Below are 24,435 nucleotides of genomic sequence, written 5' to 3'. Positions count from 1 at the left end.
CTCGACAGCGGTGTAATGGGCGTGAGACCGTTATGGTCGTGTACAGCACGAAGTCGGTGGGGTTGGGGTTCGCGGTCTTCTCCGCGATCACGTTCGGAGGGTCGGGGCCGTTCGCCAAGGCCCTGATCGGGGCGGGCTTCACCCCCGAGCAGGCGGCCTGGTTACGGATCCTCGGCGCCGCCGCGCTGCTCGTACCGCTCGTGCTGGTGTTCCGCGGCCGCGCCGGTCTGCGCGCGGCGCGGGCGTCCTGGAAATCACTCGTGCTCTACGGCCTGACCGGGATCGCCGGGTGCCAGACGCTGTTCTTCGTCGCGGCCAGCCGGCTGCCGGTGGGCGTCGCGCTGATGCTCGAGTTCTCCGGGCCGGTGCTCGTCGTGGCGTGGCTGAAGTTCGGGCAGAAGGTCGCCGTACCGCGGTCGGCCGCGATCGGGGTCAGTATCGCGGTCGTCGGTCTCGCGACGGTGGCCGAGATCTGGTCCGGGTTGCGGATCGACGCGATCGGGCTGCTCGCCGGCCTCGGCGCGGCCGCGTGCCAGGCGACGTACTTCATCTTGATCGAGAAGCTGACCGGTGCCGCGGATCCGTTGGTGATGACCGCCGCGGGCAGTGTCGTCGGCGCGGTCGTCCTCACGCTGATCTCGAGCCCGTGGGGTGTTCCGTGGCACGTGCTGGTCGAGTCGACCGCGATCGGCTCCCGGCACGCGCCCGGCTGGCTGCTCGCGACCTGGCTGATCGTCGTCAGCACGGTCGTCGCCTACCTCGCCGGCGCCGCCGCGGTGCAGCGGCTGTCGGCAGCGATCGGCGGAGCGGTCGCGTACCTCGAGGTGGTGGCCGCCAGCATCTTCGCGCTGATCCTGCTCGGCGAGACGCTGCGGACCAACCAGATCATCGGCGGCGTGATCGTGCTGGCCGGCGCCTTCGTGGCCCAGTCGTCGGTCGGGAAGGTGGTGCCCCCGGAGATCCCGGACACCGACACTCCCCGCACCGACGTACTGGATCCGGTCATCTGAGCGAATCCACCAACTCGCGCGGCAGGCCGTGCGTGTCGTGCAGGTACTCGTAGTCGGTGTCGTCGAGCGACTTGTGGAAGCGCTCGTGGCTGAGCACCTTCCGGCCGCGGTCGAGCAGGTTGCTGAACCGGATCTCCTCGTCGATCAGGATCCGCCGGATCAGCGTCACCGTCTCACCCTGGTGGAAGTGGTTCAGGGTGTGCTCGAACAACTCGACCGGCACGTCGGACAGCGACCGGGACTCGTCGTCGCGCCAGAGCACCGTGAGCATCCGGCGGATCAGCCGGCGCAGCACGTACCCGCGGCCGGTGTTCGACGGGTGCACGCCGTCGCCGACGATCACGATGCTCGACCGCAGGTGGTCGATGACGATCCGCCGGGACCGCTCGTCCAGCTTCCACATCGACCCGATGATCCGCATCCACGGCTCGAACAGCGAGGTCTCGTACACCGACTGCTTGCCCTCGAGCAGCATCGTCAGCCGCTCCAGCCCGAGCCCGGTGTCGATGTTCTGCTGCTTCAGCGACTCGAGCGAGCCGTCATCGTACCGGCGGTAGCGCATCATCACGTGGTTCCACACCTCGACCCAGCGGTCGTCCGTGGTCGGCGTACCCTGCGGGTCGCCGTCGCCGGTCCAGACGAAGATCTCCGAGTCCGGGCCACACGGACCGGTCGGGCCGTTCGACCACCAGTTGTCGTCGGTCGTCAGCTCCACCGGCAGGCCGAGCTCTTGCCAGGTGGTCAGCGACTCCTGGTCCAGCGGCACCTGGTCGTCACCGCCGAACACCGTCACGTACATCTGCCGCGGGTCGAGCCCGAAGCGGGTGGTGAGCAGTTCGTAGCCCCACTTCAGGGTCTGGCTGCTCCCGTAGTCGCCGAGCGACCAGGACCCGAGCATCTCGAACACCGTCAGGTGCGTCGGGTCCCCCACCTCGTCGAGGTCGGTCGTGCGCAGGCATCGCTGAATGCCCACGAGTCTGCGCCCCAGTGGATGGGGTTCACCCTCCAGGTACGGCGTCAGTGGATGCATCCCGGAGGTCGTGAAGAGCACCGGATCGCCGAGCCGCGGGATGAGCGTGGACCCGGTGGTCGGGACGTGACCGCGGTCGCTGAAGAAGTCGATGAAAGTCCTGCTGATGGTCATGATTCTGTCCTTGGGAACTAGGACCGGAACCAGACCACCGGGCTACGGAAACAACAACACCGGCGAACCGTTTCCGGTCGCCGGTGGAGGTTTCGAGGATGTCAGGCAGCGGCAGCCGGGGAGCGGGAAGCTCGTACGGCTGCGGCAAGTCGGAACATCCGGTGCATGTCGGCCAGAGTACACGACAGCCGGCGTCAGATGTCCAGTAATTGCCTCAGCACGGCTCCGGAGCGTGTCCAGGTCCACTTGTCCCGCACCCACGCGCGGCCCGCGGCGCCGAGCGCTCTCGCCTGTTCTTGATCGGTCAGCAACTGCGTGATCCGCTCCGCGACCGCCACCGGGTTGTAGGGGTCTACGAGAAAACCCGTCTCGCCGTGCCGGACGGTGTCCGGCGTACCGCCCGAGTCGCCCACCACCACGGGTTTGCCGGTCGCGGAGGCTTCCAGCGTGACGATCCCGAGCGCCTCGGGCTCCAGACCGAAGCGCCGCGTCCGGCACGGCATCGCGAACACATCGGCCGCGTCGACGTACGGCGGGATGCCGGCCCAGGGCACCGCACCGGTGAACACGACCGACCCGGGCACCTCGGCGGCGAGTCCCTCCAACCGCTCACGATCCGGGCCCCCGCCGACCAGCAGCAGCTTGGCGGACGGCACCGCGGCGAGCACCCGCGGCCAGGCCCGGATCAACGTGTCCTGACCCTTCCGCGGGATCAACCGCGCGACACACACCACGACCGGAACGCCTTCCAGACCGAGCCCCTTGCGGATCTGCTCTCCCCCGCAGCCCGGGAAGAACCGGCTCGTGTCCACACCGGGAGTCAGGCGGCGCATCCGCCGTACGGCCTGCGGAGACAGCGCCGGGGCGATTCGGTCCGCACACCACGACGAGACCGTGGTGATCGTGTCGGCCGCGTCGCCGATGCGGCGCAGCGCCTGCCGAGCACCGGGTACGCCGGCCCACCACGTCTCATGTCCGTGGGTCATCGCGACGATCTTCCGCGCTCCGGCGCGCCGCAGCGCCGGACCCATCAGCCCGAGCGGCGCGGCGGCACCGAACACGATCCGGTCGGCATCGTGCGCCCGCATCAGCCGCACGGCCATCCTCGTGACGCGGGCTGTCGGCAGCAACATCGACGTCCGATCCCGAATCACCGGGAACGCCGGCGTCGCGTCGTACGCCGTGTCGCCTGGCTCGCGGGACGTGTAGACGACGACGTCCGGCAGTTCATCGCACAACGACCGGACGAACGACTCGATCCCACCCTGCCGTGGCGGGAAGTCGTTGGTGACGACCAGGACGGTCACCGTCGGACCAGCGGCGGGACCGGGCCCGAGTTCTGGGCCGCCCACGCCCGGCCCATCGCGATCCGCTCCGGCGGGGTCGGGTGCGACGCGAACATCCAGTACCGCCAGCGACTCGGGTCGAGACCGGAGATGTTGCGCACCGCCAGGTCGTGCTGCATCGCGACGAAGTCTCTCGGATCGTTCGTCAACCGGAGCGAGTGGTAGTCGGCGCGCGCCTCGATCTTCCGGCTGACGAGGTTCTGCACCGGGCTCGCCAGCGTCGTGGCGACGACGACCAGCGCCACGAACACGCCGACCTTCCGCGGATCAGCCATCCGCGCGCCGAGCAGCAGGTACAGCAACGTGACCCCGAATGCCGTCCCGAGCACTCCGATGAGTGTCCCGTGCAGTACGTCGTCCTCCGCGGCGTGCCCGAGTTCGTGCGCGACCACCAGCCGGATCTGGGCCGGCGGCGTGTCCTTCAGCAGCGTGTCGTACACGACCAGCCGGCGCGTCGACCCGAACCCGGACACGTACGCGTTCAGGGCCGTCGTCCGCTTCGACGCGTCCGCGACCAGCACATCCTGCACCGGTACGCCGTCCGCGTCCGCCAGCTTCAGGAAGTCGCTGCGCAGGGCACCGGCCGGCATCGAGGTGAAGTTGTTGAAGCGCGGCTCGACCAGCACCGGGTACGCGAACGAGACGCCGAGCACCAGCAGCGCCGCGACAAGTGCCCCCGGCAACCACCAGCCCTGCGGACGGCGTTTCGCCAACGCCATCAGGACGACCGCGATCACCGCGACCCCGAGAGACGTGAGCGCCCAGTTGACGCCGCGGTCCCAGACCCACAACCGCCAGTTCTCCACCGACAGCCCGTACTTCAGGCTGACCCGCTCCGCGAGTACGTCGGTCGGCACGGTGAGCAGGTTGGTGATCAAGGCGATCCCGGCGACCGTCACCGGTACGGCGAGGAACCACGGGCGGACCCGCAGAGCGTCGTACAGGCGGCGGCCCAGCGGGCTGAAGCCGATCACCAGCGGCACCACGACCGAGATCACCCAGGACGTGGTCGACCACGGCAGCATCTCGTGCCGGAACGCGTTCTGGCGGGCGATCTCGGCGGTGCTGAAGTCCAGCGTGGCATCAGGTTTCGGCAGGTCGATCAGGTGCCACGGCGTGGTGACGGCGATCGTGAAGACCAGCGCGAGCGCCAGCAGACCGCCGGCGGCGCGGGGCGCCCACCGGCTGGACGGCCTAGGCACCGGCGAGCCTCTTCAGGTACTTCTGCCACTCGACGACGAACTCGGCCTCGGTCATCCCGAGCACCGACGTGAACGCGTCCGCCAGCCCGGTCGACGACTTCGACGCGTGCACGGTCCGGTAGAACCTCACCAGCTTCGCCTGCCCGTCACGTTCCGCGATCAGCCGGCAGGCCAGCCACGCGGACTCGTACGCCTGCGGCAGCTCGGCCGCCGACGCCGCGAAGGCCTCCGTCGTCGGCAACGTCGCCGGCACCTTGCCGGCCCGCACGGCCTTGAAGAGCTCCTTGGCCGCCGAGTCGTCCTGCACCGGCACGGCGGTGAACGCGACATAGTCCGCGAAACCCTCGGCCAACCACAACGGTACCGGCGAGGCGGTCGCGGTCGACGCGACATGGGTGGTCTCGTGGGTCAGGACGATCCGGCGGCCCTGCTTGCCGAGCTCCTCGAACAGCTTCGGGTTCGCCACGATCCGCACCGGCGCGCCCACGGCCGGCTGGTCCAGCTCGGCGAAGGTCACCGCGGCGATCTGGGTGTACGTGTTCGGCTGCGCGCCGAGGACACCCTCCATCTGCGCCTGCTGGGCGGGCAGATAGACGATCACCTTCTGCCGCCAGCTCTTGCCCCAGACCTTGCTCACCGACTCAACCGCCCTGTCGGCGACCGAAACGTAACTCCGGGCCTCGGACTCGGAGTCGAGGCTGATCACCAGGCTGTGTTTGCCCTTCGCCACGTCCACCGGCCCGAGGGCCCAGATCGGCTTTCGTTGCCCGGCGGCGAACCGCTCGGAGAACGACGCGGCATACGTCTTCCCGTCCCGGATCACGAACGTCACCGGGAGGGTCTCGCGCGCGGGCTTCACGTCGTACCCCGTGAGTTGCCAGGAGACCTCGACCTGGGCCAGCCAGGACTGGCTGCCGCCGAGCTGACTCTGGCGGTCCGGGGTCAGGGCACCGATGTCGTCGCTCACGTAGCGCAGCTGGAACGTGCCGATCGGGAGCGTGGTCAAGTTGCTGAAGATCGTCCGCGCGCTGGCCCGGAAGCCCGTGGCCTTCGGGTCGATCGTGTTCAGGAACTCCGTGCGGTTGTCGTTCTCGACCGCGTCGGTCATCTTCTGCAGCACGGCCTCGCCGGCCACGGCCCGCTGGACGCCGGCCTGCGCCTGGTCGGGTGTCGACGCGCTGGACGCGGGCGGCCGGGCTCCGGGCGCGTTCGGGTCGGCCGGCGCGTTGGCGAGGTGCTGAAGTCCGGCGTACCCGGCTCCGGCGACCAGGCAGACGGCGACACCGAGGGCGACCTTCTTCAGGATCGGCGCGAACGGCGGGCGCTGCCTGTCATCCTCCTGTGGCGGCGGCCCGGCGTACGACTCCTGGCGGTGGTCGAGTGACTTCGGTACGTCATCAGACGATGGGACCACCGGCAACGGAACCGTGTCGCCGTGCTCGTCGATCACCTCGGCCCCTCGCTGCTCACCTGCCCCAGTCAGGCGGGACACCCGGCCTCCTCCGACACTACGGCATCACCACACAATGACTCGGCTCCGGGGAGAGATCCCCGGAGCCGCAGAGTATGTCAAAGGTCTCAGGTCAGCCCGGACGGACCATGCTGTTGATCGGCATCTCGTCCAGCGGGGCGATCTCGACGCTCTTGCCCGGACGCGGCGCGTGCACGATCCGGCCGTTGCCGAGGTAGATGGCGACGTGGCTGACCGGGCTGTAGTAGAAGACCAGGTCGCCCGGCGCGAGCTCGGAGCGGCTGACCCGGCGGCCCTCACCGGTCTGCGCCTTCGACGAGTGCGACAGCGACACGCCGGCCTTGCCCCAGGCGTACATGGTCAGGCCCGAGCAGTCGTACGAGCTCGGTCCGTCGGCGCCCCAGACGTACGGGTCGCCGAGCTGGGACAGCGCCGCGTTCACAGCGATCGCGCCGCGGCCGCTGGCCGGGATGTTCGGGATGTCCTCGCCGGTGCGGTCGCCGCTGCGGGTCGGGCGCTGCTTACGCGCCGCCTCCGCCTCCTTGGCGTTCTCTTCCTCGAGGCGCTTGCGCTCGGCGTCGCTCAACTTGTCGAGCACCTTCTGCGCGGCGTCCAGGTTGTCCTGGATCTGCTTCTTGAGCGCGTCCTGCTTCGACTGCACGGCCTGCAGCGCGGCCAGCTCGGTCTGCTCGCTGGCCTGCAGGTCGGTGAGCTTGCCCTGGGCGACCTGGTAGCGACGCAGTGCCGAGTTCTGCTGGCCGGCGAAGGCCTGCGCGGTCGAGGCCTGGCTGAGGAACTGGTCCGGGTTCGTCGACAGCAACAGCTGGGCCGTCGTGGAGATCCCGGAGGTCTGGTAGCCGGCGACCGCGAGGGAACCGATCTGCCGCTTCACCGAATCGACCTGCGCCTGCTGCTTGGCGATGCCGGCCTGCAGAGCCTTCACGCGGGCGCTCGAGGCGGTGATCTGACCACGCAGATCGTTCGCCGACTCGCCGATCGCGCCGGCCTTCTCCTGCAGCGCGGCGACCTGCTTCTTCGCCTGGTCCAGGGTGGGCTTGGGTTCGGCGTCGGCCGCCCCCTGGATGAAGAGCACACCCGCGGCGACAGCCGTGCTGGTGATGGCGGCGAGGGCGATTCCCTTGGTGCGGTTGATGCGTCCGATGGACACAGCCCGGTCGGTCCCTTCCTCTGCTCGCGCCGTCCCCGTTGATCAGGCCCACCGCGGACGTCACGCCCGCAGGATCCGCCGGATCACTCCCTCGGCTTTCCTGCTACCCGGTCGGCCGGAGCGGCCGACACCCTGAGGCAACGAGAGGTAACAGTAGTGACCGTTTCGTGACCAGTGCAATTCGCCCCTCGGGTTTGATCGAAAATTAACGAAGGCCGGTTCCGGCCAAACGGTCGTTTCGCCTTCCCATACAGGGGTTTCGGTCCCGGCGCGCGGCACCACCAGGTGGCATGGTCCGGACATGCCGTCGGCGTGTCAGCCGGTCTGTTCCTTCGGGTCGACGGTCGGGTCGACGCTGTTCACCGCGTGCACGAGGCGTAGCGGCGGGACCAGTCCGGAGTCGGCCAGGGCGTCCAGCGCGGCCTTCTCGTCGTCGTCGATCCGCAGGCTGCCGGACCGTTCGGCCGAGAACCCGAGCACCACCGTGACCACACAGTCCTGGCAGCCCGGACCCTTCATCACACAAGCGTCGCAGTCGATCAGCACAACATCCTCCAAGGGGGGAAGCACCCGGACTTGCATCCGGCTGAGAAGGACGCTAGAGACCCCCGCCGACAATTTCCGTTCGTCAGGTACGGGCGATGCGCGCGATCAGGCTGGTCGCGGAGAGTGCACGGGCTCCGAGCTTGATGATGCTCTCGGCAACTTCGCGGTCGGTGGAGACCACCACGACCGGGCGGCCCGGCGGCTCGGCGCGGACCAGTTGCCGGATCACCTCGTCGGCGATCACACCGGCCGGGCTGAACCGCACCCGCACGCCGCGCGGTGGATTCAGCTGCACCGGGCCGGACAGCTCGGCGCCGTCGAAGACGACGGTCACTTCGACGCGGCGTTGCGCCACCAACGCACCGAGTGCGGTGACGAGTCGCTGACGCTGCGAGTGCAGCGGCGAGTTCGGCCAGGCGGTCTTCGTCACGTTGTAGCCGTCGATGATCAGGTGGACCTGCGGCAACGCCAGCAACTCGTCGAACAACGCCGGGTCGTCCTCGGGCGCCGTACGCCCGACCGGGGCCGCCTCCGGCTCGGAGCCGGCCACCGTGTCGGCAGGCCGGAGCTCTCCCCCGGGTGGCAGCGCCAACTCGCGCCGTAGCCCGCTCGCTGCCTCCAGCAACGTGTCGAGCAGCAAGCGGGTCCGCGTCGAGGCGAGCTCCCGTTCCTGCCCTGCAGTACGCCGGGCCGCGTGCTCGACCGCCTCGAGCTCGGTGATCCGGGATCGCAGCTTGCGCAGCTCACGCTCAACTTCGGCACGGGCCGCCTCGACGCGTTCGTCGGCGGTCTCGGCCTCCTTGGTGCGTTGCTCGACTTCGCTCTGCAGACCGGCGATCCGCTGGCGTGCCTCGTTCAGCTTGCGGCGGAGCGTGACGTTCTCGGACTTCAGCTCGTTGACCTGTTCACGAAGCCGTTCGCGGACCTGCCGGGTCTCCGTGCGGGCCTGGTCGAGCTGGTCCGCGAGCCGGTCGACCGCCGCGGAGTCGGCGTTCGGGTTCTCCACCGGGACCTGGGCGGCGGCCGCGACGTGCTGCTCCCAGTCGTCCGGCCGGAGCAGATACGCGAGGGCGGCGACCTCCACCGGATCCGCCGCCGGGACCGCTACACCGTCCGCGACCGCGTCGCCGAGCTCCGGGTGCTCACGGCGTACCTCGAAGGCGGTCAGCCGGCGGAAGTGGTCGTCGGTCTCCAGGATCGGGCCGAGCACCGACGCGGACAGCTTCGCGCGTTTCGCCGGCGCGAAGCTGGCGAACCGGCGCAACGGCGCCGGGATGTCGGTCGCGGGAAGCTGGCCGAGGGCGTGCGCGGCGAGGGTCAGGACGCGTTGCCGGACCGGTTCAGGCAAAGTCGTAGTGGCGGAGCTCGCGGCGGTGCCTGCTTCAGTCACCGGTCCGCAGTCCGGCTGGAACGACGGCCTGGGAGCTGCTGCTCGGCCAGTGACGCAGACCACAACGAACGGGCGTCCGGCCCGGATTCGCGGTGATCGCCTGTGTACGCATACCGAGAGCCTAGTCGACTCGCAGGCGTGTCACCTGCGGAATTGTCGGTGGCCCCTCCTAGCGTCGTGGCCATGACCAGCCCAGGGCGTGCGCAGACCCCGGATCCGCAGCTGCCGATCCGCGGCGTCCAGCACAGCTTCGACGACCTGGGGACACCCCTGCGCGACATCACGTTCTGCGTGGTGGACCTGGAGACGACCGGCAATCCGCCGGGCGAGGGCGGCATCACCGAGATCGGCGCGGTGAAGGTGCGGGCCGGCGAGGTGGTCGGCGAGTTCCAGACCCTGGTGAACCCGTCCGAGGCGATCCCGCCGTTCATCGCCGTGCTGACCGGCATCACCAACGGGATGGTTGCCTCGTCACCCCGGATCGAGTCGGTGCTGCCCGCGTTCCTCGAGTTCGCGCACGGCTGCGTGATGGTCGCGCACAACGCGCCGTTCGACATGGGCTTCCTGAAACACGAGAGCCTCGTGCACGGGTACGACTGGCCCGACTTCGCCGTCGTCGACACCGCGCTGCTGGCGCGTCGCGTGATCACCCCCGACGAGGCGCCGAACTGCAAGCTCGGCACGCTCGCGAAACTGTTCCGGACCACCACCACGCCGAACCACCGCGCACTGTCCGACGCTCGCGCCACCGTCGACGTACTGCACGGGCTGTTCGAGCGGGTCGGGTCGTTGGGCGTCCAAACGTTGGAGGATCTGCAGACGTACTCGTCCCGGGTCGCGCCGGCGGTGCGGGCCAAGCGGCACCTGGCCGAGAGTTTGCCGCACGCACCGGGTGTGTACCTGTTCACCGACGACCGCGGCGAGGTGCTGTACGTCGGGAAGTCCAAGGACCTGCGGACGCGCGTCCGGTCGTACTTCACCGCGTCCGAGACCAGGAACCGGATCGGTGAGATGGTCGGTATCGCCACCGGTGTCCGCGGGATCGAGTGCGGCACGCCGCTAGAGGCCGAGGTCCGCGAGCTACGGCTGATCGCGGAGCACAAACCGCGGTACAACCGGCGGTCGAAGTTCCCGGAGCGGCAACACTGGCTGAAGGTCACGGTCGAACCGTTTCCGCGGTTGTCGCTGGTCAAACAGGTGCGCGACGACGACGCCGGGTATCTCGGGCCGTTCAGCTCGCGAAAGACCGCCGAGCGGGCGATGGCCGCGTTGCACGAGGCGTTCCCGATCCGGCAGTGCACCGCGCGGATGTCCCGGCACCCGCAACTGTCGCCGTGTGTGCTGGCCGAGATGGGCCGCTGTGTCGCGCCGTGCGACGGCCGCATCTCCGCCGACTCGTACGGCGAGTTCGTGTCCGCGCTGCGGGCCGCGCTGACCGACGACCCGACTCCGGTGGTCGACGCGCTGGACCGGCGGATCGACGTCCTGTCGGCGGACGAGCGGTTCGAGGATGCGGCCGTCCACCGGGATCGGTTGGGTGCGTTCGTGCGGAGTTCGGCGCGGATGCAGCGGATGGCGTCGGTGACCGGGTGCGCCGAGATCTGCGCCGCCCGGCGGACCGAGGACGGCGGCTGGGAGCTGCACGTGATCCGCCGCGGGCGGCTCGCGGCGGCCGGGTTCACCCCGCGCGGGACGGATCCGCGCCCGCACCTGGAGATGCTGCGGGCATCCGCCGAGACCGTGCTGCCCGGGATCGGCCCGGTCGCGGCCGCGTCGCCCGAGGAGATCGAGCTGATCCTGCGCTGGCTCGAACTGCCCGGCATCCGCCTGGTCGAGATGGACGGCACCTGGACCTGCCCGGTCAGCGGCGCCGGCCGGCACCTGACGCGCCTCGACAACGCCAACTCCGACCGGCACCAGCACCCCACCGAACGCCGCCGCAACCTCCGTCCGCTGGGGCCTGCCCGGGTCGGCTAGGCAGACACGCCCTACCCCTCGATGAACTGGTAGTCGGTGACGATCCGGCCGTCCGGACCGAGCAGCAGCAGATCGATGCCGATGGCAAGCGCCTCGCCGCCGCCGGCCGGCACCATCGCCCACCGCAGCTTCACCAGGTCCCGGAGCCCGGTGGCTTCGCCGTGCGGCACGAACTCGTACTGCCCGGGCGCGACGAACTCGTCGTACGCGCGGGTCACCCGGCGGACCAGCTCCGCGTGGCCGCGCGCCTCCAGCGTGGCGGTGACACCGATCTCGCCGGCGCGCTTGACGATCTCCTCCGGCGGCTCGAGCAGGTGCACGCCGTCGTCGGCCCACAGCCCCGCGACCGCCGTACGGCGGGCTTCGGCGTCGGGCTCGTTCCAGACTGCCACATAACGTTTCGCGAGCTCTTCAGCAGTGTTGTCGTTCACGTCCACGACCTTGCCGTGACGCCGTCGGCCGCTCAATTCCCCGGCAGGAATCGACTGTCGGTGGCATCCGCTAGAACACGGGTATGGAATCCGAGGTGGCGGTGGGGTTGCGGGCATGGCGCAATCGGCGGCGGGTGAGTCAGCTGGAGCTCGCGCTGCGCGCGGGGACGACACAGCGGCACGTGAGCTTCATCGAGAGCGGCCGGTCGGTGCCGGGCCGCGAGATGGTCATCCGGCTCGCCGAGTCACTCCAGGTGCCGCTGCGGGAACGCAACCAGTTGCTGGTGGCCGGCGGGTACGCCCCGGCGTACGACGAGACGCCGTACGCCGACGCGCAGCTCGGGGCGATCCGCACGGCGCTGACCGGGATCCTCGAGGGGCATCGACCGAGTCCGGCCGTCGTGGTGGACCGCCGGGGTGACGTGGTGCTCGCGAACCGGTCGTTCGAGGCGCTGTGCCGGGGCGTCGCGCCGTACCTGCTGGAGCCGCCGGTGTCGGTGCCGCGGCTGCTCCTGCACCCGGACGGGCTGGCGCCGCGGATCGTGAACCTCGCCGAGTGGTCGTGGCATGTGATCGACGGTCTGACCCGCGAGGCCGCGCTGGTGCCGAACCAGGCGGCCGACGTACTGATCGCGGAGCTGACCGAGCTGATCCCGCCGCGTCCGGAGGTGGGGCCGGACCACCTCGGGTTCGCCGTACCGCTGCGGCTGCGGTCCGTGGACGAGGAGCTGCGGCTGATCACCACGCTGACCAGGTTCGCGACCGCGCTCGACGTGACGGTGGCCGAGCTCCGGATGGAGGCGTTCCTGCCCGCCGACGAACGGACGGCGACGGCGTTGCGAGGCCTTGACCGCACTATGCTTCAGCGGGTTGGGGTGTGAGTAGTTTCTGGTGCTGAGTGAGTTCCGAGGAGAGGACGGCATGGTCACCGCGATCGTGTTCATCAAGGCCGACGTCGCACGGATCCCGGAGGTCGCCGAGCAGGTGGCCGCGATCGAGGGCGTCAGCGAGGTGTACTCCGTGACCGGTGGGCTCGACCTGGTCGCGCTCGTCCGGGTCGCGCGGCACGACGACCTGGCCACCGTCATCCCCGAGCACGTCAACCGGGTGCCCGGCGTCCTCAGCACCGAGACGCACATCGCCTTCCGCGCGTACTCCAGTCACGACCTGGAAGCCGCCTTCAGCCTGGGTCAGGAGGACGGTGTCTGAGGACCCGTCCGATTCGGTCCGGCTGACACGAGCTGAAGTTACGGTGAACACATGAACGTCCGGGGCCAGTTCAGTGCCGAGTCCGCCGCGGTCCGCACCGTCGTGCCGACCGCCGAGCGAGGACGCGGATGAGCAACCCGCCCGCCGGCTGGTACCCCGACCCCACCGGCCAGCCCAACACCATCCGCTTCTGGAACGGGGAGAAGTGGACCAACAAAACCGAGAAGGAGGACGCAGCCGCGCAGGAGGATCCCTCCCCGCAGCCGTCCCCCACTCCGGAGCCGTCCACTCCCGGCGACGCACAGCCGAGCAACGGCCCACACCTGCGCGCCGTCTCCCCGGACGACTCCACCCAGATCCAGAGCTACCCCGAAACCGCTCCTCAGCCGACCGGACAACCAACGCAGTCGACGGGTGCGACTGTGGTTGGCGAGCCGGGGCCGGGTGACGGGGCCGAACACACCGTGCCGTCGCCGGCCGAGCGGGCGAAGGCCACGTGGAACGCCCCGGAGATCGCGCCGGCGCCGTCCGAGCACTGGACGCAGCGTGAGATCACCGAGGCAGAGGCGGCAGCCGCGGCCGCAGCCGCCGTACAGGAGACGCGGCCGGCGGAGCAGACCAACGGTTGGACGCTGAAGCTCGCGCCGGATCCGTCCGACGCTTCGGATGATCCGGCCACCGAGTCCGGTGCCGCGACAGGTACCGCTTCGACCCAGGGTTGGTCCGACGTCAGCTGGACCGCGCAACCGAGGTTCGCGCCGACGCCGAAGGAGGACGTCGAGGCCGCCGGCGCGAACATCCCGCCGTCGACCGTCCCCTCCACACAGCCAACCTCCGAGTCGAACGCCTCCGAAGCGCAGTCCACCGGCACGGAGTCTGCGGGCACGCAGTCCTCCGTCGGCGAGGGTGTGCACTCGGAGGGTTTCGACGACGAAGGGATCACGGAGCTGCAGCCTGACTGGGGTAGCCAGTCGGGTGAGGCCGACAATCAGCAGGCCGGCGACGGGCCGTCGTGGGGTGTCGAGGCGCAGGACGAAGACGACCTGCAGACCCCCGAGAAGGCAGCACCGCTCTGGACCGTGCCGGCTGCGGACGATTCCACGCAACAGCAACCAGCCTGGGGCGCATCCAGCAATCAGCAGCCCGAGCCGGTGCAGCTGTGGGGCGACCAGCCGACGACCGGCCAGGGCCAGAGCTCGAACGACCAGCAATCCACCACGCAGCAGCCAACCACGCAGCAACCGACCACGCAGCAGCCGACCTGGGACAACGAGCAGACCACCGTACAGTCGACGAGCTGGAACGGCGATCAGTCCACCGGCGAGGACACCAGCTGGAGCAACCCGCAGGCGGGCGGACCGCAACCGAGCTGGGAGAACCAGCAGGCGGGCGGACCTCAGCCAAGCTGGGAGAACCAGCAGGGCGGTGGGCAAGGGGGCGGTTGGGGTCACCAGGAGTCTGGCGGTCAGGACGCCGGCTGGGGTGATCAGCAGTCGGGTGGGCAGGTTTCGCATGGCTGGGACGACCCGCATGCGGGTGAGGAAGGCTGGGGCGCGCAGCAGGGTGCGGCCGGGGCCGGTTCGCAGGCGGCAGACAACGGGTGGGGCGTTGGCGACCAGCACACCGCCGTACAGGAGTCTGGGCCTTGGGGTCAGCAGGCGACGGCGGATACGCAGAGCGGGCAGCAGGTCGACCAGTGGGGTGGCCAGAGCTGGCCTGTGCAGCAGAGTGACGACCAGCAAGGCAACGGCTGGGGTGACACTCACCAGTCCGGCCAGCAGAGCTGGGGTGCCACGCAGGAGACGGGGCAGTCTTGGGGCTCCGGTCAGCAGGGTGGCGACCAGGCGTGGGGCTCTGGGCAGCAGCAGGGAGGGCAGCCGTGGGGCGCCCAGCAGGGGCAGGGCTCTGGCGGTCCGCAGGCGCTGCAGCAGGGCGGTGGCCAGCAGGCGTGGGGCGATCAGCAGACTCAGCGCGCCTGGGGTGACGACGGCAACGACGCCTGGGGCGGCCAGGCCGACCTGAGCTCGGGGGTCGGCAAGGACAAGAGCAAGGGAAAGAAGCCGAAGGGGCCTGGCGGTGGCGGCGGACCGTTCGGTGCGAAGCTGCCGCTGATCATCGCCGGTGGTGTCGCGCTGGTGCTGGTGATCGCCCTCGCGGTGGTCCTGATCACCAAGGGCGGCGACGACAAGCAGGCCGGCCCGAACCCGACCGGTGCACCGACCCAGAGCACCTCCCCGACCGGGCAGCCGACGGGCGAGTCGAGTACCAAGCCGGGCCAGTCGAAGAACCCGAAGCTGCACGAGGGCTTCGGCCGGATCGCGTCCGACGCGATCTCGTTCCCACGCCGGAACCCGCCGTGGTCGGACCGCAAGCGACTTGTCCAGCAGCTGCTCAACTCGGCCGGCCAGCGGATCGTCCTGCAGGAGAACGCGAACGGTTCGGACGACTGGAGCGCGGACATCTTCGTCGGTGGTCTCGGGACCGGATCCGGGTTCAACGGTGACCCGAAGGCGACCGCGGCGACGCTGTCGGTGCAGCTGCGGAAGGACATGTACGGAACCATCCCGGTGACCTACACCACGATCGCGAACGGGGCAGTGAAGCGGTCCGGCAAAGCCGGCTGGTTCTTCCAGCAGACCGTGACCGCGAAGTCGGCCGCGGTGACCGATCGAGTGCTTACCCTGACGGTGGCCGTTTTCGACCTCGGTGACGGAACGGCGGTCGCCTACATCAGCGGAATCCCGAACAACCGGGCAGACCTGAAGGCGGCCGAGAGTCAGGCCTACAAGGGAATCAACGTTGGCTGAGAACGAAGACCAGAACCCGCCCCGGCACAGCGCTCCCCCGGGCGCCCCCGCCGATCCGGCACGCCCACCCACAGGCGACCCCCTCGCCGGCACCCCCCAAGCGCCCCCCTCCCCCGCCCATCAGCAGCCGGGGCAGCAGCCGGGGCAGGCGTCGTCGGACGGTTCCTCGGATGCGCTGTTCGGACAGTCGCCCGCGCCTGCGCCGCCGCCCCCACCGCCGACGCGCCCACAGCACGCGGCGCCACCCCAGCAACAACACTGGACCAGCCGGCCCGCACCTCAGCCCGGCCCACAAGAGCCAGGCGCACCGATGTGGGGCACGCAACCACAGCCGGGCCGGCAACAGCCCCGGCCACACCACGCCGGTTCCCAACACGGCACTCCCCAGCCGGGCACGCCGCAGACTCCGCAGTACGCCGACCAGCAGCCGAACCGCCCGCAGCCGGGCCAACCGCAGCCGCAACCGCAGTGGGGCCAGCCGCAGCCAAGTCAGCAGCAGGCTGGAGCCCCGCGATCGGGTCAACCGCACCCGTCACAGCCGCAGTGGGGTCAACCCCAGTCACCGCAGCCCCAGCCGACCCAACCGCAACCGCAGCCGGGTCAGCCGTACCCGCCGGGTCAGCCGTACCCGCCGGGTCAGTCGCAGTCGGCACAGGCACAGGCGGGTCAGCAACGCCCTGGACAACCACAGTCGCCGCAAGCCGGTCAGCCGCAAGCTGGGCAGGCCCAGGCGGGGCAGATGTGGGGTGGGCAGCCGCAGGCGCAGCAGCCCGGGCAGCGGGCGGCTGGGTGGCAGAACCAGGCGCTTGGGGCTCAGCAGAGTGGACCGGAGGCAGGTCAGCAGCGCTCGGCTGGTCAGCAATCGGGTCAGCCGTCGCCGGGTGGGCAGCACGCCGCTCGGCCGGGTCAGCCCGGGCAGCCGGGTCAGCAAGCCGGTCAGCCGGGCCTGCCGGGTGCAGGAGGGCAGGCGCGCCAGCAAGCCGGTCAGCACGCCGCTCAATCAGTGCAGCCCGGGCAGGAAGCCGGTCGGCCCGGGCCTCGGGTGGCGGGGGATGGTCGGGCGGCGTACGTCGGCGGGCTGTCTGCTGATGGTGGGCGGGGGCCTGGCAGTGACGGTGGTAACGGGACGCCGGTTGGGGTCAACGGGCGGGCTCGGATGATTGGTGCGCTCGTGCTGGTCGTGACCGCGTTGGCGGCGACCGGGCTGAGCGCGGGGTGGATCTGGACCAAAGCCGATGCCGTCACCCCGGTGGCGTTGCCGTCGGAGGGGAAGTCGATCGCGACCATCAGCCCCTCGGCGAAGCCGTCCAGTACGCCGACCCCGGTCGGCAAGGTGCTCGGTACCGAGATGCTTGCCGCCAACAATGACTCCATGCCGATCATGAGTTCGGCCTGGAGCAACAACTACGAGCGCACCGGGCTCTGGGGCGGCGCCGCGATCTGGCTGACCGTGCACAAGAACTACGACGGCAAGAGCGCGAGCTGGGGCAACTACGTCGCCTTCGGTCAACTGCCGCCGGACATCGCGTACAAGAACACCCCGGCCGGCCTCAAGGAGGCCGCGGTGCAGATCGGCGGCCGCGCGATCGTCAATTTGTACGACAAGGACGCCAAGGTGCTGCCCGGCACCACCCACAAGGCGATCAGCGTCGGTGGCCACCCGGGTCACGAGATCGTGGCGAAGGTCGCGGTGAAGGTGCCGAAGCTGACCGAGACCTACTCCACGGTGATGATCGCGGTGATCGATCGCGGCGACGGTACGGCGGACGTCTCGATCGCCGACATCGCCGGATCCACGCCCGCCTGGCAAAACGTCTGGCGCTACAAGGTCAGTCAGATCACTATGAAGTAACAGCAGGGGCCGGCGTGCAACCACCCGCCGGCCCCTGTTGCCATCACCTGACGATCAGGACGATCAGGACGATCAGCCGCGCACCTCGGCGCAGGCGGCGATCCACCGGTCCAGCACGTCCTTCGCGGCCCCGGAGTCGATCGCCTCGGCCGCCCGGTCCATCCCGACCCGGATCCGCGCCGTCACGGTGCCCTCCTCGGGCGTGTACGCCGCCAGCGCCGCCCCGGCGTTCAGCAGTACGACGTCTCGTACCGCTCCCGGCTCGCCCTCGACCAACGCCCGGACGACCTTGGCGTTGTACGTCGCGTCCGCGCCCTTCAGCGCCTCGGCCGACACCGGCTCGATCCCGAGGTCCCGCGGGTCCAGCGTGACCGGCCCCTCGACCTTGCCGCCGCCGACGGTCCACACCTGGGACGTCGTCCGCGTGGTCAGCTCGTCGAGCCCGTCGTCACCGTGGAACACCAGCGCGTCGATCCCGCGCCGCGCGAGTACGCCGGCCATCAGCCCGGCGACCCGCCCGTCGGCGACCCCGACCGCCTGCGCGGACGGGTCACCCGGGTTCGCCAGCGGGCCGAGCAGGTTGAACGTCGTCGGCACGCCGAGTTCCCGCCGCGGGACCGCGGCGTTCCGCAGCGCGGGGTGGAACGCCGACGCGAAGCAGAACGTGATCCCGGCCCGCTCCCCCACCTCGGCCACCTGCGGCCCGGTGAGGTCGAGCGGGATCCCGAGCTCCTCGAGTACGTCGGCCGCGCCGCACGCCGACGAGGCGGCGCGGTTGCCGTGCTTGACGACCTTCGCCCCGGCGCCTGCGGCAACGATCGCGGACATCGTGCTGATGTTCACGGTGTGTGCTTGGTCACCGCCGGTGCCGACGACGTCGAGCGTCCGGCCCGGGACGCTGATCCGGGTGGCGAACTCGCGCATCGTCTGCACGAGCCCCTCGACCTCGGACACCGTCTCGCCCTTGGACCGCAGCGCGATCACGAACCCGGCCAGCTGCGCCGGGGTGGCCGCACCGGACAGGATCTGCTCCATCGCCCACGCGGTGGCGGCGGCCTCCAGGTCCTCGTGCCGCAGCAGCGGACCGATGACCTGCGGCCAGGTGTAGGCGGCCACTGGGTCAGGCGGTGGTGGCGGGGAGCTTGGCCAGGCGGCGGCGGAGCAGCTCCGCGGTGACCTCGGCCATCTTGATCGGGTCGATCGGGTGCGAGACCGCGCCCTCGGCCCGCGACCAGGTCGCCAGCCAGGCGTCCTGCGGGCGGCCGGTGATGACCAGCACCGGCGGGCACTGGAAGATCTCGTCCTTCAGCTGCCGGGCGATCCCGAGACCGCCGGCCGGAACGGCCTCGCCGTCCAGGATGGCCAGGTCGATGCCGCCCTTGTCCATGGTCTTGATCACGGCCGGCTCGGTGGCGCACTCGACGTACTCGAGCTCGGGCAGATCAGCGGCGGGCCGCTTCCCGAGGGCCAGCCGGACGGACTCCCGCGTCGTACGGTCGTCGCTGTAGAGCAGGACCTTCAGCGGACGCTCTGAACTCATCGATCCATCCCAAGCTGTGTTCTGTGACGAGTGGACATGCGCATGTTACCGGGGTGCCTGGCCGGCCCGGCGAGCCTGTTCCTCCAAGCGGTCCAGGCGGCGGTCCTCGCGGCGTGCCTCACGCTGCGACTCACGCACCCACTGGACGAACAGGACGGCGAAGAACGCGACCCCGACGAGGTCGCCGGATCCCCACAGCAGACCGCCGGCGATGTACTGGTCGTGCAGCGGTGACGGGGGCCACGAGCGGCCGAAGCCGGTGTACCAGTCCTCGGCGATCAGCGTGTTCGCGGACATGATCGTGATCCCCAGGAACGCGTGGAACGGCAGCGTGAGGAACACCAGGATCAGCCGGAACGGGTAGATCACCCGGCCCGGCACCGGGTCCAGCCCGAGCAGCGGCCAGAAGAACAACGCGCCGACCAGGATGAAGTGCAGGTGCAGCAAGTCGTGCAGGACGGTCGAGCGGAGCGTCGCGTCGTACCAGCCGCTGAAGTAGAGCGCCCAAGGGCTCAGGACGAACAGCGTGAAGCCGACCAGCGGGAAGCACATCACCTTCGCGAACCGCGAGTGCAACACGGAGAGCAACCACTTCCGCGGACGCTGTGGCAGCGTCCGGAGCGCCAGCGTGATCGGCGCGCCGAGGGCCATCGCGAGCGGTGTCAGCATCGACAGGATCATGTGCTGCACCATGTGCACGCTGATCAGCACCGTGTCGTACGTGCCGAGGGCGGACTGGGTGGCGATCACGGCACTGCCCAGACCGACGCCGACGAAGGAGAACGTCCGGCCGCGGGACCATTTGTCACCGCGGGCGCGCAACTTGTGCACGCCGTACAGATAGACCGCGCCCAGCAGGATGATCACGCCGAGTAACACCGGCTCGAAGGTCCATGCCGTCAGCAACCGGACCGGCGTGAGCGGCTCGATCTGGTCGCCCGGTGTGGCGTGAAGGGGAAGCACGCTTCCACAGTAGAAAGCGCCAGTCGGCGACATGCACGGGGGTGGTCGTAGCGCCGACAGCGAGGACCGACATAATGACCGCGTGGCCACTGCAACCGCGCTCCCAGCGTCTCGTGAACACGGACACCACGACCGTCCCAGCATGGTCAGTGTCGGCACGATCGTCTGGCTCTCGAGCGAACTGATGTTCTTCGCCGCCCTGTTCGCGGCGTACTTCACGATCCGGTCGGTGACGACCGCTGCCGCCGCTCCGGGGACGGAGACGCTGTGGCAGGCAATGACGCACATGCTGGACGTGCCGTTCGCCTCGGTGAACACGTTCATCCTGGTCGCGTCGTCGTTCACCTGCCAGGCGGGCGTCTTCGCCGCCGAGCACGGCAAGGTGGGCCGGAGCGGCTCGCTGGCGAACATCCGCGGCTGGGGTATGCGTGAGTGGTTCATCCTCACCTACCTGATGGGCGCCGTGTTCGTCGCCGGGCAGGTGACGGAGTACACCGGGCTGGTCCACGAGGGCCTGACCATCTCGTCGAACGCCTACGGTTCGGTGTTCTACCTGGCGACCGGCTTCCACGCGCTGCACGTGACCGGCGGCCTCATCGCTTTCGTGTTCGTCCTGGCCAGGACGTACATGGCTCGTAAGTTCACCCACGAACAGGCCGTCTCGGCGATCGTCGTGTCGTACTACTGGCACTTCGTCGACGTGGTCTGGATCGCCCTGTTCGCGACCATCTACCTGCTCAAATGAGTGAGAAGAGACCTTCCTTGTCACCGGCGCGCTTTCTCTCCGCGCGACGACGGCACCGGTCCGCCGGCCTCGTCGTGCTCCTGTTCGGCCTCCTGGCAGTCGGCTCGGCGTACGCCGCCTTCGCCCCTGACGACGCGGCGGCGGACAACTCGGCCCAGTCCCAGCAGATCGAGGAGGGCAAGAAGCTCTTCGCGGTCGGCTGCGCCAGCTGCCACGGCCTGAACGCCGAGGGTGGCGGGAACGGCGAGGGCAAGATGGCCGGACCGTCGCTGATCGGCGTCGGCGCCGCCGCGGTCGACTTCCAGGTCGGGACCGGCCGGATGCCGGCCATGCAGCCCGGCTCGCAGATCCCGCGCAAGACCCCGGCGTACTCGCAGGAGGAGATCGAGGCCCTGGCCGCGTACGTCGCCTCGCTCGCCCCCGGTCCCGCGGTCCCGGCGTCGGAGTCGTACGACGTGAGCAAGGCCACCGACGAGCAGGTCACCCGCGGTGGCGAGCTGTTCCGCACCAACTGCACGGCCTGCCACAACTTCGCCGGCCGCGGTGGCGCATTGCCGAACGGCAAGTACGCGCCGTCGCTGATGGGCGTCAGTGAGAAGCACATCTACGAGGCCATGCTGACCGGCCCGCAGCAGATGCCGGTCTTCTCCGACCAGGTCATGCAGCCGGAGGACAAGCGCGACATCATTGCCTACCTGAAGGCGCTGCAGAACCAGAAGGACCCGGGTGGCTTCGGCCTCGGCCGGCTCGGCCCGGTCTCCGAGGGCCTCTGGGGCTGGTTCGTCGGCATCGGCGTCCTGGTGTGCGTAGCGGTCTGGATCGGCGCCAAGGGCGTCAAGGCCAAGGGAGCGAAGGCCAAGTGAGCGATGACAAGAACCTTCCGGCGGTGAAGGCCGAGGACGAGCACCACGGTGCCGTCGAGGTCGCCGAGCCGATCCCGGACCCGGGCATCGAGCCGCACGAGCCGCGGATCACCGACATCGACCCGAAGGCCGCCGACCGCGCCGAGCGGCAGGTGGCGACGATGTTCGGCCTGGCCACGGTGCTGGTGCTGGGCGCCTGCGTGGCGTACTTCGCGATTCCGCGGGACTCGCAGATCGTGTTCGGCCCGCTGTCCGGCAACGCCAACAACATGGTCATCGGCCTGTGCCTCGGCTTGGCCCTGTTCCTGATCGGCGCCGGTGCGATCCAGTGGGCCAAGAAGCTGATGGTCGACGAGGAGATCGCCGAGGACCGGCACCCTGCGCACTCCTCGCCCGAGCAGATCGCCGAGATCACCGAGGCCTTCAAGGAAGGCGCCGCCGAGTCCGGTTTCGGTCGCCGCAAGATGATCCGCAACTCGCTGATCGGTGCGCTCGCCGCGCTGGGCCTGCCGGCCATCGTGCTCCTCCGCGACCTGGGCCCGCTGCCGGGCCGGGCGCTGTACAACACGATCTGGGCGAAGGGCATCCGCGTCGTCAACGACGTCACGGACCGCCCGCTCAAGCCGTCCGACCTGGTCGTCGGCCAGCTGGTGAACGCGGCACCGGCCAACCTGGCGCCGCTGCAGGAAGAGAACCCGACGGAGTACCAGAACGCCAAGGCGAAGGCCGCGGTGATCGTGGTCCGGATCAAGCCGAGCGAGATCCGCACCCCACCCGGCCGGGAGAACTGGGGCGTGGACGGGATCCTCTGCTACTCGAAGATCTGCACCCACGTCGGCTGCCCGATCTCGCTGTACGAGCAGACCACGCACCACGTGCTCTGCCCGTGCCACCAGTCGACCTTCGACCTCTCCGACGGCGCCAAGGTCGTCTTCGGCCCTGCGGCCCGCCCGCTCCCTCAGCTACCTTTGGCAGTGGACGGTGAGGGCTACCTGGTAGCGCAGAGCGGCTTCCACGAGCCGGTCGGCCCGAGCTTCTTCGAACGAGGGTGACAACAGTGTCAACAAACACAGAGTTCCCTGGACCGGTCAAGTGGGTCGACGATCGCCTCGGCATCGCGAAGATCGGGAAGAAGAACCTGCGTAAGGTCTTCCCCGACCACTGGTCCTTCATGCTCGGTGAGATCGCGCTCTACAGCTTCATCATCCTGATCCTCACCGGCACCTTCCTGACCTTCTGGTTCAAGCCGTCGATGGCCGAGGTCGAGTACCAGGGCTCGTACAGCCTGCTCAAGGGCCTGCACATGTCGGAGGCCTACGCCTCGACGCTGAACATCACCTTCGACGTCCGCGGCGGTCTGCTGATCCGGCAGATCCACCACTGGGCGGCCGTGCTGTTCATCGCCGCGATGATGGTGCACCTGCTCCGGATGTTCTTCACCGGCGCGTTCCGCAAGCCGCGTGAGCTGAACTGGCTGGTCGGCTTCGGGATGCTGTTCCTCGGCATCATCGAGGGCTTCATCGGCTACGGCCTCCCCGACGACCTGCTGTCCGGTACCGGTCTGCGGATCACCAACGGCATGATCCAGGCGTCACCGGTGATCGGCACGTATCTGAACTTCTTCATCTTCGGCGGTGAGTTCCCGGGCGACGATTTCGTCTCCAGATTCTTCATCGTCCACGTGCTGCTGATCCCGGGCATCATCCTGGCCCTGGTCACGGTGCACCTGTTCCTGGTCGTGTACCACAAGCACACGCAGTACGCCGGTCCTGGCCGGACCCAGAAGAACGTGGTCGGCTACCCGCTGTTCCCGGTGTACATGGCGAAGGCCGGCGGCTTCTTCTTCGTGGTGTTCGGCATTACCGCCCTGATGGGTGCCCTGATGCAGATCAACCCGGTCTGGTTGTACGGGCCGTACAACCCCGCGGAGGTGACCGCGGGCTCGCAGCCGGACTGGTACATGGGCTGGCTGGAAGGCTCGGTCCGGATCTTCCCCGGCTTCGAGTCGACCTTCTGGGGCATCACGATCAGCTGGAACCTGCTGATACCCGCGTTGATCATCCCGCCGGCGTTCGTCACGCTGGTCGCGCTCTATCCGTTCATCGAGGGGTGGATCACCGGCGACAAGCGGGAGCACCACCTGCTCGACCGGCCGCGGGACGTCCCGACCCGGACCGGTATCGGGGTCGCGTTCATCACCTTCTACGGCCTGCTGTGGGTCGGTGGTGGTAACGACCTGATCGCCACCCACTTCGGTATCTCGCTGAACGCCGTGACCTGGTTCCTGCGGTTCGCGGTGATCCTGGGCCCGATCCTGGCCTTCTGGGTGACCCGCCGCTGGGCGATCTCGCTCCAGCGCGCCGACCGGGACCGGTTGCTGCACGGCCTGGAGACCGGTGTGATCGTGCGGGACGCGAACGGCAAGTACACCGAGAAGCACCAGCCGATCTCGACGTACGAGGCCTACTCGCTGACCGCACGGGACCGGCTCGTGCCGCACGAGATCGGTCCGGAGACCGATGAGAACGGTGTCCGCGCCCCGCGCCGGGCACTGAACAAGGCCCGGGCCGCACTGTCCCGGTTCTACTACGCGGACGCGGTCCAGAAGCCGACGGCCGAGGAACTCCGCGAGGCGCAGGAGCACGCTCACGACGCCGACGAGATCCACGAGCTGACCGAAGAGACCGAAACCTACCGCGAGGTCACGAGCGACCGCTCCTGACGTCGTACCGAACGAGAAGAGCCTCCGGCACTAGCCGGAGGCTCTTCTG

Annotated in this window: 22 protein-coding genes; 10 read left to right on the top strand and 12 right to left on the bottom strand. The window is 69.5% G+C overall.

The window, feature by feature from the left end:
* Positions 1–38 precede the first annotated feature (38 nt).
* Positions 39–1,010 (top strand): DMT family transporter, encoded by a 972-nt coding sequence (locus tag ACFYRH_RS12645; RefSeq protein WP_387772624.1) that lies wholly within the window; start codon positions 39–41, stop codon positions 1,008–1,010.
* On the opposite strand, the gene ACFYRH_RS12640 is transcribed toward ACFYRH_RS12645, so the two are convergent.
* The 7 genes from ACFYRH_RS12640 to ACFYRH_RS12610 form a co-directional block, all read right to left on the bottom strand.
* Positions 1,003–2,154: an alanine--tRNA ligase-related protein gene (locus ACFYRH_RS12640; protein ID WP_387772621.1), complete on the bottom strand. Its 1,152-nt coding sequence runs from the start codon at positions 2,152–2,154 to the stop codon at positions 1,003–1,005. The genes ACFYRH_RS12645 and ACFYRH_RS12640 overlap by 8 nt on opposite strands.
* A 194-nt stretch (positions 2,155–2,348) precedes the next feature.
* Complete coding sequence (locus tag ACFYRH_RS12635) at positions 2,349–3,461, bottom strand: glycosyltransferase family 4 protein (protein WP_387772618.1); 1,113 nt, start codon at positions 3,459–3,461, stop codon at positions 2,349–2,351.
* Positions 3,458–4,702, bottom strand: coding sequence for a M48 family metallopeptidase (locus tag ACFYRH_RS12630; RefSeq protein ID WP_387772615.1), 1,245 nt, complete (start codon positions 4,700–4,702; stop codon positions 3,458–3,460). The genes ACFYRH_RS12635 and ACFYRH_RS12630 overlap by 4 nt, the downstream gene beginning before the upstream one ends.
* The gene (locus tag ACFYRH_RS12625; RefSeq protein ID WP_387772612.1) at positions 4,695–6,194 is read right to left on the bottom strand and encodes a hypothetical protein; all 1,500 of its coding nucleotides are present in this window, start codon (positions 6,192–6,194) and stop codon (positions 4,695–4,697) included. Before ACFYRH_RS12625 ends, ACFYRH_RS12630 begins: the two co-directional genes overlap by 8 nt.
* Positions 6,195–6,285: 91 nt before the next feature.
* Positions 6,286–7,341 carry an NlpC/P60 family protein gene (locus ACFYRH_RS12620; RefSeq protein WP_387772609.1) on the bottom strand — a complete coding sequence of 352 codons (1,056 nt, stop codon included), beginning with the start codon at positions 7,339–7,341 and terminating at the stop codon, positions 6,286–6,288.
* A 315-nt stretch (positions 7,342–7,656) separates the two neighbouring features.
* Entirely contained in the window at positions 7,657–7,860 is a 204-nt protein-coding gene (locus tag ACFYRH_RS12615) for a hypothetical protein (protein ID WP_387772606.1), read from the bottom strand.
* 109 nt (positions 7,861–7,969) lie between these two features.
* Positions 7,970–9,235 carry an NYN domain-containing protein gene (locus ACFYRH_RS12610; RefSeq protein WP_387772603.1) on the bottom strand — a complete coding sequence of 422 codons (1,266 nt, stop codon included), beginning with the start codon at positions 9,233–9,235 and terminating at the stop codon, positions 7,970–7,972.
* Positions 9,236–9,460: 225 nt separating this feature from the next.
* On the opposite strand from ACFYRH_RS12610, the gene ACFYRH_RS12605 reads away from it, so the two are divergent.
* Positions 9,461–11,254, top strand: coding sequence for a DEDD exonuclease domain-containing protein (locus ACFYRH_RS12605; protein ID WP_387772600.1), 1,794 nt, complete (start codon positions 9,461–9,463; stop codon positions 11,252–11,254).
* 11 nt (positions 11,255–11,265) lie between these two features.
* On the opposite strand, the gene ACFYRH_RS12600 is transcribed toward ACFYRH_RS12605, so the two are convergent.
* A complete protein-coding gene (locus ACFYRH_RS12600; protein WP_387772597.1) occupies positions 11,266–11,685 on the bottom strand; it encodes a hypothetical protein in 420 nt (139 codons plus the stop codon).
* Positions 11,686–11,768: 83 nt separating this feature from the next.
* On the opposite strand from ACFYRH_RS12600, the gene ACFYRH_RS12595 reads away from it, so the two are divergent.
* From ACFYRH_RS12595 to ACFYRH_RS12585, 3 genes are all read left to right on the top strand, one after another.
* A complete protein-coding gene (locus ACFYRH_RS12595; RefSeq protein WP_387772594.1) occupies positions 11,769–12,566 on the top strand; it encodes a helix-turn-helix domain-containing protein in 798 nt (265 codons plus the stop codon).
* Positions 12,567–12,606: 40 nt separating this feature from the next.
* A complete protein-coding gene (locus tag ACFYRH_RS12590) occupies positions 12,607–12,894 on the top strand; it encodes an Lrp/AsnC family transcriptional regulator (protein WP_387772591.1) in 288 nt (95 codons plus the stop codon).
* 128 nt (positions 12,895–13,022) lie between these two features.
* A complete protein-coding gene (locus tag ACFYRH_RS12585; protein WP_387772588.1) occupies positions 13,023–15,701 on the top strand; it encodes a DUF2510 domain-containing protein in 2,679 nt (892 codons plus the stop codon).
* A 559-nt stretch (positions 15,702–16,260) separates the two neighbouring features.
* Here the strand turns inward: ACFYRH_RS12585 and ACFYRH_RS12580 are convergent.
* The gene (locus ACFYRH_RS12580) at positions 16,261–16,692 is read right to left on the bottom strand and encodes a hypothetical protein (RefSeq protein WP_387772585.1); all 432 of its coding nucleotides are present in this window, start codon (positions 16,690–16,692) and stop codon (positions 16,261–16,263) included.
* 180 nt (positions 16,693–16,872) lie between these two features.
* Between ACFYRH_RS12580 and ACFYRH_RS12575 the strand changes: the two genes are divergently transcribed.
* Entirely contained in the window at positions 16,873–17,553 is a 681-nt protein-coding gene (locus tag ACFYRH_RS12575; RefSeq protein ID WP_387772582.1) for a hypothetical protein, read from the top strand.
* A 72-nt stretch (positions 17,554–17,625) separates the two neighbouring features.
* Here ACFYRH_RS12575 and trpD read toward each other — a convergent pair whose 3' ends face one another.
* The 3 genes from trpD to ACFYRH_RS12560 are packed head-to-tail and all read right to left on the bottom strand — an operon-like array spanning position 17,626 to position 20,056.
* Entirely contained in the window at positions 17,626–18,669 is a 1,044-nt protein-coding gene (trpD, locus tag ACFYRH_RS12570) for an anthranilate phosphoribosyltransferase (protein ID WP_387772579.1), read from the bottom strand.
* Between the two features lie 4 nt (positions 18,670–18,673).
* A complete protein-coding gene (locus tag ACFYRH_RS12565; RefSeq protein WP_387772576.1) occupies positions 18,674–19,093 on the bottom strand; it encodes a hypothetical protein in 420 nt (139 codons plus the stop codon).
* Between the two features lie 45 nt (positions 19,094–19,138).
* Positions 19,139–20,056 (bottom strand): cytochrome c oxidase assembly protein, encoded by a 918-nt coding sequence (locus ACFYRH_RS12560; RefSeq protein ID WP_387772573.1) that lies wholly within the window; start codon positions 20,054–20,056, stop codon positions 19,139–19,141.
* Between the two features lie 82 nt (positions 20,057–20,138).
* Between ACFYRH_RS12560 and ACFYRH_RS12555 the strand changes: the two genes are divergently transcribed.
* Genes ACFYRH_RS12555 through ACFYRH_RS12540 form a run of 4 tightly spaced genes read left to right on the top strand, consistent with a single transcriptional unit; the run spans position 20,139 to position 24,386 of the window.
* Entirely contained in the window at positions 20,139–20,801 is a 663-nt protein-coding gene (locus ACFYRH_RS12555) for a heme-copper oxidase subunit III (protein WP_387772570.1), read from the top strand.
* Positions 20,798–21,664 carry a c-type cytochrome gene (locus ACFYRH_RS12550; protein ID WP_387772568.1) on the top strand — a complete coding sequence of 289 codons (867 nt, stop codon included), beginning with the start codon at positions 20,798–20,800 and terminating at the stop codon, positions 21,662–21,664. Before ACFYRH_RS12555 ends, ACFYRH_RS12550 begins: the two co-directional genes overlap by 4 nt.
* Before the next feature lie 23 nt (positions 21,665–21,687).
* Positions 21,688–22,716 (top strand): Rieske 2Fe-2S domain-containing protein, encoded by a 1,029-nt coding sequence (locus tag ACFYRH_RS12545; protein ID WP_387775251.1) that lies wholly within the window; start codon positions 21,688–21,690, stop codon positions 22,714–22,716.
* Positions 22,713–24,386 (top strand): cytochrome bc complex cytochrome b subunit, encoded by a 1,674-nt coding sequence (locus tag ACFYRH_RS12540; protein ID WP_387772565.1) that lies wholly within the window; start codon positions 22,713–22,715, stop codon positions 24,384–24,386. Before ACFYRH_RS12545 ends, ACFYRH_RS12540 begins: the two co-directional genes overlap by 4 nt.
* Positions 24,387–24,435: the final 49 nt, after the last annotated feature.

The organism is Kribbella sp. NPDC004875 (assembly GCF_042873375.1).
Taxonomy (GTDB): Bacteria; Actinomycetota; Actinomycetes; order Propionibacteriales; family Kribbellaceae; genus Kribbella.
The sequence above is the reverse complement of the archived record's forward strand: the minus strand, read 5'-3'. Positions and strand labels throughout refer to the sequence as shown.

Bases quoted from the DNA above. Each gene is read 5' to 3' on its own strand.
- ACFYRH_RS12640 (WP_387772621.1), bottom strand. From the start codon at position 2,154: ATGACCATCAGCAGGACTTTCATCGACTTCTTCAGCGACCGCGGTCAC.
- ACFYRH_RS12615 (WP_387772606.1), bottom strand. From the start codon at position 7,860: ATGAAGGGTCCGGGCTGCCAGGACTGTGTGGTCACGGTGGTGCTCGGG.
- ACFYRH_RS12605 (WP_387772600.1), top strand. From the start codon at position 9,461: ATGACCAGCCCAGGGCGTGCGCAGACCCCGGATCCGCAGCTGCCGATC.
- ACFYRH_RS12595 (WP_387772594.1), top strand. From the start codon at position 11,769: ATGGAATCCGAGGTGGCGGTGGGGTTGCGGGCATGGCGCAATCGGCGG.
- ACFYRH_RS12590 (WP_387772591.1), top strand. From the start codon at position 12,607: ATGGTCACCGCGATCGTGTTCATCAAGGCCGACGTCGCACGGATCCCG.
- ACFYRH_RS12585 (WP_387772588.1), top strand. From the start codon at position 13,023: ATGAGCAACCCGCCCGCCGGCTGGTACCCCGACCCCACCGGCCAGCCC.
- ACFYRH_RS12565 (WP_387772576.1), bottom strand. From the start codon at position 19,093: ATGAGTTCAGAGCGTCCGCTGAAGGTCCTGCTCTACAGCGACGACCGT.
- ACFYRH_RS12550 (WP_387772568.1), top strand. From the start codon at position 20,798: ATGAGTGAGAAGAGACCTTCCTTGTCACCGGCGCGCTTTCTCTCCGCG.